The sequence below is a fragment of the Sphingobacteriales bacterium genome (genome assembly GCA_012517435.1).
Taxonomy (GTDB): Bacteria; Bacteroidota; Bacteroidia; order CAILMK01; family JAAYUY01; genus JAAYUY01.
The window spans coordinates 18,060-37,965 of sequence record JAAYUY010000076.1; the positions used below are offsets into that span (position 1 = coordinate 18,060).

Below are 19,906 nucleotides of genomic sequence, written 5' to 3' on the forward strand. Positions count from 1 at the left end.
TGGAATTGGCTTCGAATGGTGTTACTGCTGTCTGCCAGTTGGCAAAACTGGTATAGGATGAACCATTCAGATAGCCAATATAGGTTCCGGTAGCATATATGTTATTGTAATCAGAAGCCTGAGGAACATAGCTGGAAGCAATATATACAGCATAACCTCCGCCTGTATTGGAAGCTATATTGTTGTAGAAATAATTGTAAGTGTTTGTTGATGAGTGATTAAAATACAAGGCGGCAGAAGAGGTGGAACCATTGCGGATGCTGATGCTGTTGTGAATAAAATCTGTATTGTTACAGCTGGTGTACTGCACTCCGTAACAGGTTCCCGTACCGTTGTACAGCGAAACAAAGTTATTGGCAATCAACCATCTGTATTCTACACTTGAACCATTACCCTGTAAACTGTTCATGTATATACCTACAGAAGTTGAAGAAGAGGTTGTTCCCTTTAATATCACCTTGTTCCTCAACACGGTGGGTTTAACCATATTATCATTGTAGTAACAGCTTGTCAGATAGATACCTACCTGAACATAGGTGCTGTTGATGGTAATCTGGTTATCGTTTACCCTCGGGCCATAGTAACAGGAGGTGAAGTAAATACCGTACTTGGTATTTGAACTTCCATCGAGTAACACAGTGTTTCCGATGGCTTCTGTCTGGTAATAACACTGGGTGATATAAATACCATAGTTTATATATGTATTGTTGGTTCTGACCGTATTGTAATCGGCTTTGGCAGCTTTCTGGTTGTAAATAAACACACCATAGTAGTAGAAACTATCAACAAGGTTGTAATTGAATACATTGCCTTCGGAATAGCTCGGGGAATAGCCACCCCACCTGAAGCCATAAGAACCGTATTTCACCACATTATAGGTAAATGTATTAAAGGTGCAATGTGTGCTTTGTGATGTATAATAAGAATAGACAACTGCATTGGCATCACTTGTATTGGTGGAATAATAACCAATAAAGATATTGGAGGTGAAGGTATTGTAGTTGGCCTGGTTGGTCAGGTCAACGACTCTTGAATAGGTAGTACCAAGGGCTTTGATGGTCATTTTCCGGATGATGATATAATCAGCTCCGTCAAGCTTAATGGTATAATTGGCAGTGCTTAAAGTAGCGGAATATTGCAGTGTAACCTTTGTACTGTCATTGCTTTCACTCTGGAAAGTAATGGTATTGGTAGCCGAAGAACCGGTGATGGATGGAATAACCACCTGCTCGGTATAAACACCATTTCTGACATTAAAGACGACAGGGCCGCAAATACCCTGCGTGCTTAAAGCAGTTACAGCTGCGTTAAATGAAGCGAAATCAGGACTTGTGCCGCCAATCGTGTAGGTCCCGCTCATCCCCCTGTAAATATTATTCCCATAAACCGTATCATTTCCTGTTTGAGTCTCAGCATACTGTCCGTTGAAATAAGAAACATATACCTTGAAATTGTAGGCTGTATTTGTACTCAAAGTGTATTGTCCGATAACAACCTGTGCGGTATCTCCGAAACTGAGATTTCCTGTCCATGCATAAGGTGTTTGTGCCACCCCGTTAACAGTCCACCTGATGGTATCACTGGTAAGCGCTGCAGTTCCAAAGTTTTTGATGGTTACTTTTACATCGGCCGTAGCGGCACAACTCGGATGAACCGGGCTAAGAATTGCAATAATTCCGGCATCTCTGGCGATGGGTTTCAATTCATAGGCTCCTATGGTCGGAGTGTAACGGGTACTGTCGAAAATATCGGTAGAAATGCCTAGTCCGGTAACTCCGCGGTTGAGTGAATAATTGGAATGGCTTAAATCGGTGTTGCTGACAAATCCCGGATCAATATTGACTGAATTGGCATCCCAGCCTGAGCCAGCCTGCCAGGCACTTAGCGTGGTATAGTTTGTTCCATTGTTGCATAAGTACAATGAATTGGTATAGAGATCATTATAATCGCAGGATGCTACATAATCATTGGGTGACAAATAAATAGCATAGCTGTTTTTGTTTACAACAATATTGTTTTTGACATTGTTATAGTAATTGCTGCTTCCGGATAAATACAAACCTGCATTGGAAGTTGTATTTGATGGTCCTGCCTGAACATTTACGCTGTTGTGATAAATGTTGACGTATTGACTTGAATATACAGCAAGTCCGTAAACTGCACTCGAAGTATTGCTCCCGTAAATAGAGATGTAGTTGTTAAACACAGCGAAAGGCACAGATGAATTACCAGAACAACTGTTCATATACAAGCCGTAATCACTACCAGGTCCTTTCAGGAAGATTCTGTTTCTCGAAATTTCGGAGCCAGTGCTACCTGTCGAAGTATTGCTGTTAATCAGATAAATTCCATATTCACCGGTTATAAGCGACCTGCTTCTGATCAGGTTTCTCTGAATTTTTATATCATACTGATAATAAGAATATATCCCGTAAGTGTAGAAGGAATCAATGGTATTACTGATGAAGGCATTTCTGTATTCGTAAGGGGAAGCATCTCCAAACCAGTAGATGGCATAGGAGCCATATTTGATGGTGTTCCCCTGAATGGTAATATCGTTACAGGTATTGGCCCCTGAAGAATAATTATAGATAACGGTATAGATATCACTGGACGACAGGAATGTCGAACCGTAAATCTTGTTGTTCAGAATGGTAATACTATCATTGTTTCCTTTAAACTCAATTACTCTTCCGTAAGCCGAAGAGCTGGTCTGGATTTTAAGGCCTTTAATGGTGATACATTTGGCACCATTGAACCGTAAGACATAATTGGTCAGAGAGGATGACGGAGCATAGGTCAAAACGGCATCATAGGTATTTGCCGGATCGTTCTGGAAAGTAACCGAGCGGGACTGGATAGCACCAGGAATGGCTGGTATTTCAATCTGTTCATAATAAGTACCCTGGCGTACATTAAAGACAACATTTCCGCAAACACCATAGGTAACCAAAGCATTGACGGCTTCAGTAAAGCTGGAATAATCGGGTGAACTGCCACCGATGGTATAGGTGCCGCTTAAGCCTGTTCTGATTCCTGCTGAAGTGCTTGTGTCGTTTGTCGGATTGCCATCTGCCTGCGTACCGTTGAAATAGGAAGGATAAGCCTTGATTGTATAGCTGTTTCCGGCTGTGAAACTATAGGCTCCTATGTTCACATTGGCCGTCTGGCCTGAAGCCAGTGAGCCTGTCCATGCATAAGGTGTCTGAGCTGTACCGTTGATGCTCCAGCGGATGGTATCACTGGTCAGTGTTGTGCTACCAAAGTTTTTAAGGGTAACGGTAACATTCCCTGTCAGGGCACATAAGGGCACTACCGGATTCAGGATGGCTGTAATTCCGGCATCATAGGCCGGCTGAATGTATTCATAAGCACCCACTGTCGGGCTGATCCTTGTGGTTCCGAATATATCGGTAGTAACACCCGTCCCTGTAACGCCAAAATTCATGGTTGAACTATAATGCCTTAAATCGGTATTTGAATAAAATGACGGATCAAGATCCTTTGAATGATCATCCCATGGGGAATTGAGAATCCACTGGCTTAAAGAAGACTGATAGCCATAAGTCCCTGAATAAATGAAATAGTTACCATTGGTATAATAATCATTGTAATCACAGGCTGAAAGATAGTTGTCGGGATACAGATACAAAGCTAACCCCTGATTTTTATGAACACCAATGTTATTAACAAATTCATTGTATTGACTGCTGCTTCCATACAGATAATAACAGGCTGAAGCAGACGAGTTTGCCTGACCGGCCAGCAGGTTAACCGAGTTGTGATATAATTTGTTGTAACTACTGTAATATAAATAAATACCATAAGTGGTACTGGTAGTCCCTCCTGTGATGGATACAAAGTTATTGTTAACCGGAATAGCCTTTGTTGAATTTGAACGGCAATAATTCATATATATGCCATAGTTTGTCTGGGTCGAGCGTAACATGATATTGTTACCGGTAATGGCAAGGGATGTATCGCAATAATAAAGGTAAAGTCCATATTCCGTACTGTAAACGCCACGGCTCCTCAGGGTGTTTTTATCCAAAGTCAGGTAGCAATGGTAATAGAAATACATCCCCATATAGTAGAATGAATCCAGGGTGTTACCGGTGAAATTATTTGTCCTTTCAGGATCAGAGGTGGAATTACCCATCAGGTAAACGCCATAGGATCCATATTTCATCGTATTGTTGGTGATATTGGAACGGTGTAACTGATTGCCTGATGTTCCATACAGCAATGCCAGATTGGTAGAAGCCCAGTTTCCTGATGCAGCATTTCCGGTACCTTCTATCCAGTTGCTGTCGAGGGTGAGATATTCATTAGCACCGGTAAAATTAAATACAGTTCCGTAAATGGTGCTTGTATTGATAAATTTAATCTTCTTGAACGTAATATAACTGGTTGCATTGAACCTGACAATCCAGTTGGTGCTTCCTGTTCCGGCATAGGTAAGTACCGGCATCTGGGAGTTGCTGTAATCAGAACGGAAGGTAACTGTATTGGATGAAGAAATACCTGAAATGGCTGGTATTGTAATTTGCTCATTATAGGTTCCCTGCCTGACCAGGAAGGTTACCGGCCCGCATACTCCATAAGTCTGAAGTGCAGTTACTGCTTCGGTGAAGGAGGAGAAGGTCGGGCTGACGCCACCGATGGTCAGTGTGCCGCTAAGTTTCTGCAATATTCTGTTCTTGTACAGATCATTGGAAGTATTGTTATCCGTGCTGTTGTTGGGGTCTTCTGTCCATGCATACAGGGTATCTCCGTAATTCATGTTGATACTTCCTGCAAATGCATAATCGTAATAGCCATTCGAAAGAATAGTGGTAACAACTTTAACTGATGTAACAGTACCGTTGTAATTCACTTTGTATTTTACCCACACGGAATCAATGGTAGCTGTTCCGTAGTTTTTGATTCTGACAGTTGGGGTAACACTTCCCGGACAAACTGCCGATGAGGGGCTGACAATGGCTGAAATACCTGCATCCAGTGTGGCTACATTATATTCATCAGCACCCGGATCAGGAGTTGAAGCATTTCTGCTTTCATTGTCGATGTCGTCTGCAACTAACCATGACAAACCTACTCCTTTATTATTCATGTTGGTATTTGACGCATGAAGATTGGTGGAAGAGACAAAATTTGGATTGTAGTTTACTGCACTTGAATCTTTGGCTGTGGCTGTTTTCCATGCAGCAAGGTCTGTTCTGGCTCCTCCCCAATAACCCAGGTAGGTTCCAGTTGTATAATAGTTGTTATTGTTCATCCATCTGATTGCAGTATTGGTGCTGTAATAAGCACAATATCCCGCTGCAGTATTCACAAAATTGTTGTTTACCACATCCACACTATTGGTAACCTGAACACCGGTTACATAAAATGCATAATATGATGATGATGATGATGCGACATGTATGGTATTGTGTACAAAATCAGTATAGCCCGGGGATGAAAAATATACAGCATAAGCATAACCAGAAGGATTATTGGTCAGACTGATAAAGTTATTGGCTATCAGGTTTTTGTACGTCATGCTGTTTCCCCATCCTGAAATATAATATAAACCGTATTGATATATATAATAACTGCTATTTCCTATCAACCTGACATTGTTTTTCAGTACGGTACTCTTTTGTGAACCGTAAGCAGAATCCATGCTTTGCAGATAAATACCATATTGATAATAAGCAGTTGTTGTTCCTGTATAAGTCAGGGTGATGTCGTTTTTGTTTACCTGATTCCCGCTGTAGGGATAGTACAAACTGATGCCATATTGATAATAAGTTCCGCTGATGGATATGGTATTGTTGTTAAACTGATTACCAAAATAGGAATAATATGAATAAATACCGTATCCCGTTGAGGTTGTTCCTGTTGTGGTAATAGTGTTATTATTCACCTGGCATCCGTAATAAAAATAATATGTATAAATGGGATAATAAGCAGCCGCAGAGGGGGACTGCAAAATATTGTTATTAATTTTTATTCCTCTCTGGTTGTAAGCATAAATGCCATAATAGTAAAAGTCTTTGCAAACATTGTATTCAATTACATTGTTCCATGTATAAAGATTCAGTGAGGCATTGGTATAACCATTCAGGTAAATACTTGCGGAACCGTTTTCAATTCTGTTGTAACGGATGGTAACATTCTGAACCCTGTAATTGGCCATTGAGCCGTCTGAATAAATGACAGCATAGCCTGTTCCGCTGCTTGTCGTGGAAACACCTACCAGGCGGTTGTTCAGAATATATATTGAATCTGTTCCGTTGGCAATATCTATGACTCTGTTGTATCCGCTTGTGGAGTTGTTCCAGATGGTCAAATAGCGAAGAATAATATGGCTGGTATTGAAAAGTTGTACAATGTACTGCCCGTATTGTGTGGTAGCGTCATAATAAATAGTTACCTTGGAACTGTCGAGGGCTTCCGACTGGAAGGTGATGGTATTGGTAGCAGAGGCTCCTGAAATGGCTGGAATGCTGAACTGTTCGGTATAGGTGCCATTTCTGGCATTGAATACCACAGGCCCGCACACACCATTGGCTATCAGGGCATTTACTGCAGCTGTAAAGGTCGGATAGTCCGGAGAAGTTCCGCCTATGGTATAATTTCCACTCATTCCCCGCTGTATGCCGGTAACGTTCAGGGTATCGTTACCGGGATTAATATCTGCTATGGTTCCATTGATGTAAGAATGATATACTTTGAAAGTATAACTGCTTCCTGTATTGATATTGTATGTTCCAAGTACCACCTGTTCTGTATCTCCCGGTATCAGTAGTCCGGTCCATGCCACCGGTGTCTGGCTTACTCCGTTCACTTCCCAGCGAATGGTGTCGCTGGTAATGTTGTAAGTTCCCAGATTCTTTATTACCACCTTAACTGTCTGCGAAGTTGAACAGATTGGTTTGACAGGTGACAGCAGTTGTGTCACACTCAGATCATAACCACTTGATGGTTTTTCATAGGCTCCGATGGTAGGAGCAATTCTTGCAGAATCAAAAATATCAACTGTTATACCCAGTCCGCCAACACCTACATTCAGGTTATTGTTGTTGTGTCGGAGATCGGTATTGCTATAGAAACCCGGAACCTCAACAATGGAATGGGCATCCTGCAGCGTTCCGGCTCTCCATTGCGAAATGGTATTGTAAAATGTGGAATTGGCATATCCGATAAAGGTTGCATAGAAACAGTTATAATCGCTTGCTGATACATAATCTATCGGGCTCAGATACATGCAAATGCTGTTGCCATTGTATAAAATATTGTTTTTTACGATATTGTTGGAATTAGTACTTCCTGATAAATACATACAGGTGTTACCTGTTGTTCCTGCTGAGCCAACCACAATGTTTATGCTGTTGTGGTAATATTTGTGCCATGTACAACCAGATGAGTAAATACCATAGTTTGACCCTGTACTTGTGCCGGTATGTGATATGAAGTTATTGGCAATCAGACCGGGGGATGATAGTGTCCCGATGCCCTGGATGATATACATCCCATAATTCGTGCTGGTGGACCTGACCTGTACGTTATTTTGGGTAATTTCCAGTGCATTGTAACAATAATAAGCATAAATTCCATATTCAGTGCTGTATGCCCCCATTCCTCTTATTGTGTTTTTATTGATTTTCAGGTTGCTCTGATAATAATTATATAACCCATAATAATAGAAGGAGTCAATCAGGTTGCCGGTAATTTCATTGGCTTCTTCCATATCAGACGAACTGACTCCATAGGTATAAATACTATAAGAGCCATATTTAATCACATTATTCTTGATTTTATTGTAATTTGCCTTATTGGCAGTAGAAGTATTGTGATAAACAACTGCCTGTGATGTTGATGTAGTTGAACCAATATATCCGTATAAATAGCAGCTTTCAACGGTATTATAATTTGTCAGTCCCTGGAATACAACTACATTTGCGTAGGTTGTCCCCAATGCATAGAGTTTCATTCCTTTCCATGTTACATAATCTGCTTCATAAAAGCGAAGTACCCAGTTATCGCCTGTTCCTGTAGCTGAATAGTTAATAATAACCGGATTGGTATTGGCCGGGTCAGGCTGGAAGACAATATAATTGGTAAGCGAAGCACCGTTGATTTGCGGAATGGTAATCTGAGTATTGTAAGTTCCTTCTCTGACATAAAAAATAGTCGGGCCGCAAACACCCTTGTTGGTGAGATCTGTAATGGCATCATTAAAGGTAGCATAATCGGGGCTTGACCCTCCGATGGTATAAATGCCGCTCATCCCTAACTGGGCAATAGTTACAACAGCAGTAGCAGTATCATTATAAATATTCGGGTCTGTCTGAGTGTTGTTGATGACCTTGCCTACCCAAGCCTTGACGGTGTAGGTTTGTGAGACGGTAAATGAATAAGTTCCGATGGTAACATTTGTGCTGTTTCCGGAAGCCAGTGTACCACTCCATACATAAGGAGTTTGTGCAGTTCCGTTTACCGACCAGAAAATGGTATCATGGGTTAATGTCTGTAAACCATAGTTGTTAAGGGTAACAATAACGGAAGAACCGCAGAAAGGAACAGATGGAGACACGATGGCTGAAATACCGGCATCATAGGAAGGTGTTTTGTATTCATAAGCCCCAACTGTAGGTGTAACCCTCACAGTATCATAGATATCTGTGGTAATTCCAAGTCCGGTTTCCCCGAAATTCATGGCATTGCTGAAATGCATAGGACTGTTGACCCATGGGAACTGCGGGTCAACACTCATTGAATTGGCATCCTGCAGGGAGGTGGATTGCCAGTTGCTCAGGGTGTTGCAGTTGGTACCTCCCCAGTTTCCGAGAATGGTTCCATTTGTATAGAAGTCATTATAGTTGCTGCTGGTAAATGTGGCGGTAGATGCCGTATAAATGCAATAACCCGATGATTTGTTGACAAGAAGATTATTCCTCAGTTTTATGGTATTGTTGGTAATTGGTGTAGAGAAATACATACAGACATTGGAAGTAGAAGATGGTCCGGCATAATTTACCACAGAATTGTGGTAGAAATTGACATAGTTGGTGTAATAAACATAAAAACCGTAAGCTGTTCCGGTGCCACCGTTAATTGAAACAAAGTTGTTGGCTACCGTATGGGTGTTTGCTAAATCTGTTCGGCAATAATACATATAAACACCATAAGAAGTATTTGATGAAGTCCGGGTGTGAATTATCTGATTTTGCTGAACACTCACCAGGGTATCACAGTAATATAAATCCAGACCATACAACGTAGTAGCAGATGGCCCGCCTCTGACAATATTTTTATTAATCGTGGTTTTTCTGTTGTAATATAACCACAATCCTTCCTGATAGAAAGAGTCAATCAGGTTACCGGATATATTGTTCAGGTATTCATACGTACTTTGAGAGGTACTGTTTCCATACAGATAAATACCATAAGATCCATATTTAATGGTATTATTGGTAATGTTGGTATATTCTGTATTGTTCCCGGAACCTGAAAGGTCATAGATAACCGCATAATTGCTTCCGGTACTGGTGGAATAAAGTCCCTGAAAGATATTGCTGTCGAGGGTAATGTATTTGTTGTTCCCCTGAAATTTTACAACATTTGCATAACCAGTTACAGAATTATTTATTATTTTCAGTTTCTTTACGGTAATATAATTTGCCCCATTGAACATGATCACATAAGGAAAGCTTGAAGTTCCTGCATAATAAATTACAGGAGTAGTGCTGTTGGCCGGATCAGGGCGGAAAGTTATGGTATTGGTTGGTGAAGCTCCGATAATATTAGTAAAGGCAAACTGCTCGTTGTAGGTGCCCGACCTGACATAGAACACAACAGGACCACACACGCCACCTGCATTCAAATCACTGACGGCTTCTGTAAAAGTAGCATAATCCGGTGAAGTACCTCCAATGGTATAAGTACCTGTCAAACTCAATGTAGCTTTAACTTTTTTCAGGTCATTGGATGTATTTCCGTCAGAGGCACTGTTTGGATTTTCTGTCCATGCATATACACTGTCTCCTTTTGTAAGAGTAAGCACACCAACTGTAACATCCAGCGTATTGTACGAAGGTACTGAAATTGAGCTCAGGCTGTAAGTAGTAACCGTACCATTGTAGTTTTTCTTAAACTTGACATCCACAGAGGTCAATGTTGAGGTACCATAATTGTAAATCCTTACTTTTACAGAGTCGGTACCCGGGCAGGAAGGATCGGAGGAAGAGGGTTTTAAAATGTCTGTTACCCCTGCATCATTGGCATAAGGCGTGAATTCATCGGCTCCGATATCCGGTGTGGAAGCATGACGGCTTTCTCCGTCAATATCATCTGATACCGAAGTAACCGGTGTACCCGATGCATTCAGATTGCTGTTCACCGTGTGGAGATCATAGGTGGTGAAATAATATGGATTGACTGATTTTGAGTTTGCATCCAGCGAGGTTCCGGAATTCCATGAAGAAAGAGTCCCGTAACTGGTTCCATTGTAGTACCCCAGATTGGTGCCTGTAGCGTAAAAATTATTGTAATTACTCGTATTTACTGTCGTGCTGGATGAGTAATACATGGCATAACCGCCTCCGGTATTCGACACACAGTTGTTTTTTACGTCATGATATGCCGATGAGGATGTGAGGTACAAACCATAACTACTGCTCGTTACTCCCGTAATATTTACACTGTTGTAATATATTTCCGAATAAGTTCCGGCATCATAAATCATATAGGTAGAGCCCGTTCCAATGGCTTGAGAAACAAAATTATTCGCAATTAATGATTTCTTGGTTGATGAGTTGGATCCACTTCTGTAAATACCATAATTGGTATTGGTGGAATTGTTTCCTTTCAGCGTTATTTTATTCTTTACAATTTCATTTATGGTCGAACCGCTATTGTCATAATAACTGGAAGCATAAATACCATACTGAGTGCTTGTCCCTTCTATGATTATTTCATTTCCATTGGTCTGGTTATTGGTATATGCTGAGTTGTAATAAATCCCATATTTGGTTCCGCTTCCGCCATTATAGATGTAATTATTGTTTACTTTATTTCCAGTATTAAAATTAGTACCATAAAAACCATAGGCGGTAGAGGAAGTTGTCAGGTTAATGTTATTCCCGATAACCTCAGCATTCTGGCAACCGGAATTGTTGAAATAAATCCCATAATAGGTTGTTGAACTGGAGGAAGTAATACGATTGTATCTGATTTTCGCATAATTTTGATAATACATGTAAAAACCATACTGATACTGATTTTTAACCACATTGCTGTCAAAGGTATTATACTGGCAATAACTGCTGCTATAACCATAAAAGTAAACAGCGTAGGTGGCACCATCAAAAATGCAGTATTTAGAGGTGATTGACCCGGAATTGGAAGAGGCTGCCGTGGAATACAGATACCAGATGGCCCAATCGGTAGAAGCAGTAGTGGTTTGATTAGCCAGAAAACGGCAACTTTGAAACACCAGACTATCTGCTTTGGAGGCAAACTCAATCACCCTGCCCCGGCCGGTGGAGGTATTCTGAAAGGTAATCTGTTTGAAGGTAATATGGCTGCATCCGTTAAGTTTCAGGACATAGTTGTCTGTAGCCGTGGCATTATTGCTTAAAATGACCTTTGAACTGTCGCCTGAGTATGACCTGAAGAGAATAGTATTGGAGGTCGAAGCTCCCGGAATATTATTGATGGTGTAGTATCCGTTGTATGTCCCGTCATAAATTTCAAACACAACGGCTGCATTCACACCTCTGCCGTTCAGATCGTTAATGGCTGCTGTTACAGAAGTATAATTGCGCGGTCCGGTGGTATTTGGGTCTATGGTATAGGTTCCGTTCATGGGCTCTGTAATCAGCCTTTCTCCTGTCGGATTCGATACCACAGGATATTTTGTCAGAATAGTTCCTGACGAATCAATGATGATGGTATCAATGGTCCCGTCAATATAATCCCCGAGGCTTGCTGCAGTTACCACATCATAAGCCAGCCAGAAATAATTGGTTCCTGCGAGCAATGCCTGCGAACCGCTGACAGAAAAGGTGTTGGTTATCGTATTCAGTGTTGAACCAAACTGAGTAGTGGTTGAAAAGGTAGAATCGTTTCCTGTATAGTAAACCCTTGCATTTTCCACATCGCTCAGCGAAGTTGTTCCGCTGGAGGTAAATGCCAGCCGCTTGAGGATAAGCGGATTTGAACAGCCTGTGGTAATTATCTTCACGCCTAATACTTCGTTTTTAACCGAATTAGGCACTACCACCCCAAGATTGCTGTGAAATCCTGTTGCATAATTCATGGCATGAGCCGAAGGATTGTCGTCTGCACCGGCAAAAGCAGGCAAGGCACGGCAATTTCCGTCTATATCCGTAGTAATTCCATATAAAGACTGAACTATTTTCAATGAAGTATTGGAAGTATGCAGATCGCTGGTACTCGTAAAGGAAGGATTTACGTTTATTGAATTGGCATCATTGTTATTAAAGTTGTTTTTCCATGTTGCAAGGGTGCTTTTTGTTACACTGTTCAGATAACCCATCTGTGCACTGCCGGTATAGTAAAAATTATTGTAATCGCAGGAAGTAATATTGGTAGAAGCATAAGAACTGGAAACAATCATAGCATAACCGGTACCTGATTTTGAAATATTGTTATTTAAAAATCTTATATCCAGATAACTTGAACTGGTAGAGGTAGGTATATAAACTGCCGCACACGAAGTTGCTGAAGAGCCTGAACAGGTATTGTTCACACTGTTAAACATGAAATCTGTGTAACCGCAGGAAGTCAAATAAACACTGTATATGGTTGAACCTGTACCGTTGGCTGTGGCAACAAAGTTATTATACACCTTGTTCCTTGCCGATGCAGTACCATAGCAGCTTGATAAATATAAACTATAACTTGTACCAGTAGTTGCTCCTTTACAATAAATTTTATTACCTGAAATATTGGTGGTTAGGCTGCCGTTTGTGCCAGTAGCACTCGAAACATATATCCCGTATTGCGTGCCGGTACCTCCTGCAGAAACTTCTACGATATTATTTTGAATCTGTGGTCCGTTGTAAGTACTTGATAAATACATACCATAAGTCGTAGAAGAGGAGGTTACATTAACATTATTGCCGGTAATAGTTGAATAATAATTGCTGGAGCCATAAATTCCATATAATGTTGATGAACTTGTTATATTGACAGTATTGTTGGAAATAATGGCATAATAGGAATAATAGACATATATACCATACCTTGTAGTAGTTGCACCGGTATAGCTAATATTATTACCCGTAATTACAGAGTAGTAAAAAGGATAATAATGATAAATTCCATAATAATAAAAACCACCTATCTTGTTTCCTATTAATGAATCATAGGATGCATTGTATGAAGTAGAGCTCGCATAATATAAATAAAAACCAGAATAACCATTATTGACTACATTGTATTTAAAAGCATTTCCCTGAAATTTACCACTTGAACTGACAGTAGCTCCAATTGATACTACTCCGTAATTTGCTCCGGAGGTAGTGGTTGTAGCTCTTTGAAGAATACAGTTTTCAATTTTGATATAATTGGTACCATACGTACTACTTGGATTAAACCTTACGGCATTCCCGGTCCCTGTACTGGTATTTACGATTTTTATCCATTTAAACCGGTAATACTGAACATTACCTGTAGAAGGTGTAAATTGAACGGTAGCAGTGGTACTCGAATCGGTCAAAGTTACCTTTGTACTGTCCATGCTCTGACTGACAAAAGTAATCATATTGGATGCAGAAGCTCCTGTTACATCCCGAAGGGTAATCGCTTCATTATAGGTTCCGTCTCGCACGACAAAGGTAACACCACCCGTACCAACACCTTTGCTATTCAGGTCGGATATGGCTGCTGTAAAAGTGGCATAATCAGGGCTGGTGCCTCCGATGGTCTTCGTTCCGGTCAGGGCCTGGCCCCGGCTTTCCGTTACTGAAAACAGTACTGTAACTGCAATAAATACAATGAAATTCAATACGGCTCTTTTCATATACTTGAATTTAAAAATTTTACAAATGAAAATGGTGTTCCTTTTACCGGAAACACCTGATGACTGAAGTGATTGGGAACTATTTTCCCACAGGAGTAAAATTTACTCCAGCGAGCTATCAAACCTTGGATGTGACCTGACATCCTTTCTTTTTTCATTTTCTTCAACTTTTTTCCCAAGTCAAAGTGAAGTGAGTTTTAAAATACTACCGGGAGGTAGAGCGCGTCTTTTATCGGAGGTGTATCGTTTGTCTTATAGGCATTCTATTTTAAAAATCACTTCACTTAATTACATTCCAGCATTGTTTTAATACGCAATATTAATACGTTATCAACAATTGTGAAAAAAAATTTTTTTTATTTTTCTAAAAAAAATCAAACTAATTTAACGATTTGAATTTCAATATTTTATAAATTCCGGAGTAATTTTTCAGACAAAAATTCCCGGCAAGGTCAGATAAAATATTGAGGAGATAAAAAAATTTACAATCATAGGAGAATTGTTAGCTTTGTTGTCTGGTAAAATTTCATTTAAAGATGAATATAGTAATTTCCGGAGCAGGGGCTGTAGGTTTATATCTGGCAAAAATGCTGGTAGAAAATGATCATAATGTTACACTTATTGATAAAAACGAGGAGAGGTTACGCATAGCATCCGCCCATCTGGATATTTTGACTTATTGCGGCTCATCTTCGCTGATATCGGTTCAGAAAGAAGCCAATATTCCTGATTGTGATCTTTTAATTGCAGTTACCAACGAACAGGATGCTAACTTTCTGACCTGCATTTTAGGGAAAAAATCAGGAGCCAAAACCACCATCGCCCGCATCAACAACCTCGAATATCTGGAAAAATCTGAACAAGAGATGTATCAGTCATTTGGCGTTGACACCATGATATTTCCCGAGCTCATAGCCGCCAATGAAATAGTTGCCCTGATCAGGCAAAGTGCTGCCACCGAAATCGTATCCTTTTGTAATGACAAGTTGATTCTGATGCAGTTAAGGATTGAAGAGGATGCTGAAGTAAAAGGAAAAACCCTTCGTGAAATTATTGAAAAAGACCCTACCATCGACTACCGTGCCGTGGCTATTCAGCGTAACAATAAAACCATCATGCCTTCCGGAAAAGATGTTTTCATCCCGGGTGATGAGGTTTTTGTGGTTACCAAAAAGGAAAAAATTGATAAATTGCTTAAAATAAGCGGATCGAAAAATTTCCACATTCGCAATATTATGCTCATTGGGGCTTCTGAAGTAGGTATTCTGGCTGCCAGGGAACTCGAGCAGGATTATCATGTCAAGCTGATTGAAAAAAGAGCTGATATTTGCCAGAAATTAGCCGGAGAACTCAAACATACATTAATTATTAATGCAGACGGTCATGAGCTGAACACCCTGAAAGATGAGGGTCTGGAAGAAATGGATGCTTTTATATCGGTTACGGAAAATACGGAAGCCAATATATTTTTCTGCCTGCTTGCCAAACGCAACGGTGCCAAAAAAACCATTGCCCTGATTGAAGATACCGAATTTATTGAGATTTCTCATGATATTGGGGTAGATACCATCATCAACAAAAAACTGATTGCTGCCAGCCATATTCACCGCTATACGCTTGAAGCCGAGGTGGTTGCCTCCAAATGTCTGAACAGTGTGGAGGCCGATGTTTTTGAGTTTATCGTTAAAAAAGGTTCTCGCATTACTTCCAAAAAGGTCAGTGAGCTGAATTTCCCTGAAAATGCCATTTTAGGCGGCTATATCCGAAATGGGGAAAGCTATATTGTGAAAGGCGATACTCAACTTCAGGAAGGCGACCATGTGGTGGTCTTTTCTGTTCCTTCTGTCATTCATAAAGTCGAACAGTTTTTTTCAATATAATCAGTCATGTTAAAATCTCGCCTGATTATCAATCTTTTAAGCCGGATTCTTATACTGGAAAGCATACTGATGGCTACTTCATTAAGCTTTTCAGCCTATTACGGGTACAGTGATTTCAAAGCCATTGCCCTTTCTTCGCTGATCACCTTTTCATGCGGTATCTTTTTGTTTTTTGTTACCAGAAAAACTGAATACAATGCCACCAAAAGAGAAGGCTACCTGATTGTCAGCCTTGGCTGGATTATTATTTCCTTGTTTGGCACACTGCCATACATCCTCAGCGGAGCCATTCCCGACTTTACTGATGCTTTTTTTGAAACCATGTCGGGCTTTACCACCACAGGAGCCTCTATTCTGACAGATATTGAAAAGATTCCCAAAGGAATACTATTCTGGCGTGCCATGACTCACTGGATCGGGGGAATGGGTATTATTGTACTGACTGTAGCCATCATGCCCTTTCTGGGAGTTGGCGGGTTTCAGCTTTTTGCCGCTGAAGTACCGGGTATTTCAAAAGATAAACTCCATCCCCGGATTACCGAAACAGCCAAAAGACTTTGGGGACTTTATGCCCTTTTCACCTTAGCTGAAACCATTCTTCTTGTCCTTGGCGGCATGAACCTCCACGAATCATTATGCCATTCTTTTGCCACCATGGCTACCGGTGGCTTCTCTACCCGAAATGCCAGCGCTGCTGCATTTTCTCCCTATATTCAGTATGTATTTATTGTCTTTATGTTTATTGCCGGAATAAATTTTACCCTTTCCTATCTCGCTGTCATCAAAGGTGATGTTAAAAAACTGTTTAAGGACGATGAATTCAAATTTTACTCCACCTTTATTCTTTTATCGGCCTTTGTCATTGTTGTAGTTCTGGCCGTATTGCAACACCACGGAGTGGAGGAATCTTTCAGAAATGCTTTGTTTACGGTCGTTTCCATCATCACTACTACTGGCTTTGTCAATTGTAACTATGAAAACTGGGGTATTTTCGGGATGATGCTTGTGTTTATTTTAATGTTTATCGGTGGTTCATCAGGCTCCACGGGCGGCTCTGTCAAGTGTATCCGCCATCTTTTGTTGATAAGAAATGCCTCTCTCGAATTTAAAAGACTTGTCCATCCGCGAGCCGTTCTACCTGTCAGATATAACCAGCAAAGCGTTTCAAAAGATACCATTTCGCATGTCCTTGCCTTTTTCTTTTTATATGTGATTATCTTTATCGTCTCTTCTCTCCTGATGGTAGCTTTTGGCAGCGATATTGAAACCTCAATGGGATCTGTCGCTGCAACACTCGGAAATGTAGGCCCGGGTATCGGCCATGTAGGACCTGTAGAAAACTACGCCCATTTAAACATCGAATCCAAATGGCTTCTTTCTTTCGACATGTTGGTCGGACGTCTTGAATTGTTTACCGTCCTGATTATTTTCAGTAAAGCCTTCTGGAAAAAATAAATTTGCATATCTGATTTAATTCTCAATTTTGATTCGAAATTAAAATGCTACTTTTTGCAAAATAATGAAGTATTTTTCAGGCTCGGGCTTCAGGAATTTTCTTTTAAAATTCAATATTGTTTTTTCTCTGATTGTAATAACCACGCAGTTATATGATTTTGGATACCCTTCATCCCTGTACGGCCAGAAAAATATCCATACCTTTTACCAGATTGCAGCCATTGTTTACCTGCTCAACTTCATCGGTGAACTGATTTCTGAAAGATTGTTACTGTTGAGAATACTCAGGGAAAATCCGCTGAAATTTGCTTTTCATATACTCGGATTAATTGTTTTAATGGTTTCGTTTTCGAATGTAAGCATTTTGATTCAGGACCTCGGATTTATATCTTCAAATCTGAATATCGAAACGGCTCTGATCGTATTTTTAAATGCCTATCTACTCCTAAATTCATTGATTATTATCGTTAAACTTAGAGAAAACTGGCTTTTTGTCTCTGCTAATCCATCAAAGGTTCTGTTTTTTTCCTTCGGTATTTTAATACTGACAGGGACATTGCTTTTAAAACTGCCAGCTTGTTCAAATTATCATCTTAGCTGGCCGGATGCTTTGTTTACCGCTACTTCAGCAGTTTGTGTAACAGGCCTTTCAACCATCAATATTGCTTATGCTCTGACTTTTAAAGGGCAAATAATCTTAATGCTTTTAATTCAGGCTGGTGGGCTTAGTATTATTACTCTTACAACTTTTATCGCTTTGTTTTTCAGAAGGGGATTTAAATTGAAAGACCAATTATTACTCCAATACATGTTTTCAGATGAAAATATCAGTTTTATAGAAAACATACTTAAAATTATCATTGGTGTCACTTTAATTATAGAGACTTTTGGTGCCATATCATTTTTCTTTTCATGGCAGTATCTTCATCTTTCTTCAGGGCGACGCTTATTTCATGCTGTTTTTCACGCAGTCAGTGCTTATTGTAATGCAGGCTTTTCCGTTTTCCCTAATGGTTTTGAAGAAAATTTTCTCTCAACCAGTTATCCTACCCTAATTACAGCTATGATTCTTATTATTCTTGGAGGAATTGGCTTTTATACCATCAGTGATATATTCAAATTTGAGCATAAAGAACATTTTAACATCCGGCCAAAAGGGCTTAGGCTACAAACACGAATCATTTTATCAGGAACAGGCATTCTTATTATTACAGGAGCCGTTTTAATCTGGTTTTTTCAATACCCGGAATGGAAAAATCTTCCGGTCGGACAACAAATCATTTATTCATTATTCAACAGTGTTACCAGCAGAACAGCAGGATTCAGCTGTTACCCTGTTTCTAAAATGGCTATACCATCAGCGTTGATTATCATTTTGCTGATGTTTATAGGGGCATCACCCAATGGTACTGCTGGAGGTATAAAAATCACTACATTTTATACGGTAATATTAGCATTTTTCTCCTTTTCCCGTGGAAAAGAACGAGTAACTTCCGGCTGGAATACTATTCCTATGACCCTTGTCAGGAAGGCTTTTATTGTTTTTTTTGCCTCCATTTCTTTAATTTTTATTGCTGTATTGCTGATTTCATCTGTTGAAAAAAAAGACTTTTTTGACATTTTATTCGAAACAGTCAGTGCTTTTGGAACCGTTGGGTTGAGTAGGGGTATCACCCCTTTTCTGACAGATTTTAGCAAAATCGTCTTGGTGTGTGTGATGTATTTAGGCAGGGTTGGCCTTTACTCACTGGCCATTGCTGTTACAGATGAATTGGGATCAAATGCATATAAATTTCCTGAAACAAGTTTAATGATTGGTTAATATATGAGCAAAACACAAAAATACGTTTTAATTGGCATGGGTGCTTTTGGCCAGGAAATAGCCTATACCCTGAAAGAGTACAATGCTGAGCTTATTATTATCGATAAAAATGCAGATACTGTCGCACAACTCAAACGCGATGGTTTTCCATTTGTCGTCCAACTCGACTCAACAGACGGCTTTTCACTTGAAAAATTTGTCTCTCCTGACGATATTGTCGTCCTTTCTATGGGCGAATCTTTTGAAGATAATATCGTTACGGTTGGAATTCTGACCAGAATTGGTGTCAAAAAAATTTATACTCGTGCTACCCGGATTATTCATGAAGAAATTCTGAATCAGATGAAAAACACTATTACTCTCTTCCCTGAACGTGAGGAAGGTAAACGGGTCGCTCTTAAACTGCTTTACAAAGAATTTTATTTAATTGAGGAAATTTCTCCGGGAATTTTTCTTTGTGAAATGGATGTCCCTGAATCATTTGTCGGCCAGACAATTATAGAACTTGATGTCAGAAACAAATATGGAATTAATATCATCGGACTGAAAAAGCATTCTGAGGATAATGAAGGTCTCATTTCCTCTGAAATGCAGGTTATTGGTTTTGAAAAAGTAATACTTGAAAAAAATCATATACTTGCCTTTCTGGCTAATGAGAAAAATATGGCTCAGATGTTAAAGCATAAATTCTGAAATAACTTTTTCGCCTGA

The 19,906-nt window shown here is 39.9% G+C and carries 5 protein-coding genes (1 of these 5 running past the window's edge); 4 read left to right on the forward strand and 1 reads right to left on the reverse strand.

From position 1 onward, the window contains the following. Positions 1–14,038, reverse strand: the start of a protein-coding gene (locus tag GX437_04320) for a PKD domain-containing protein (GenBank protein NLJ06881.1). Its footprint begins 14,180 nt before the window's first position; only the first 14,038 of its 28,218 coding nucleotides appear in the window; its start codon is at positions 14,036–14,038; its stop codon lies off the left edge, out of view. A 536-nt stretch (positions 14,039–14,574) separates the two neighbouring features. Between GX437_04320 and trkA the strand changes: the two genes are divergently transcribed. From trkA to GX437_04340, 4 genes are all read left to right on the forward strand, one after another. Further along, complete coding sequence (gene trkA / locus GX437_04325) at positions 14,575–15,918, forward strand: Trk system potassium transporter TrkA (GenBank protein NLJ06882.1); 1,344 nt, start codon at positions 14,575–14,577, stop codon at positions 15,916–15,918. A 69-nt stretch (positions 15,919–15,987) separates the two neighbouring features. Further along, on the forward strand, positions 15,988–17,373 hold the full coding sequence (locus tag GX437_04330; GenBank protein NLJ06883.1) for a TrkH family potassium uptake protein: 1,386 nt from the start codon (positions 15,988–15,990) through the stop codon (positions 17,371–17,373). A 64-nt stretch (positions 17,374–17,437) separates the two neighbouring features. Further along, positions 17,438–19,195 carry a hypothetical protein gene (locus GX437_04335; protein NLJ06884.1) on the forward strand — a complete coding sequence of 586 codons (1,758 nt, stop codon included), beginning with the start codon at positions 17,438–17,440 and terminating at the stop codon, positions 19,193–19,195. 3 nt (positions 19,196–19,198) lie between these two features. Further along, complete coding sequence (locus GX437_04340; GenBank protein NLJ06885.1) at positions 19,199–19,888, forward strand: hypothetical protein; 690 nt, start codon at positions 19,199–19,201, stop codon at positions 19,886–19,888. The last annotated feature ends 18 nt before the right edge of the window (positions 19,889–19,906 follow it).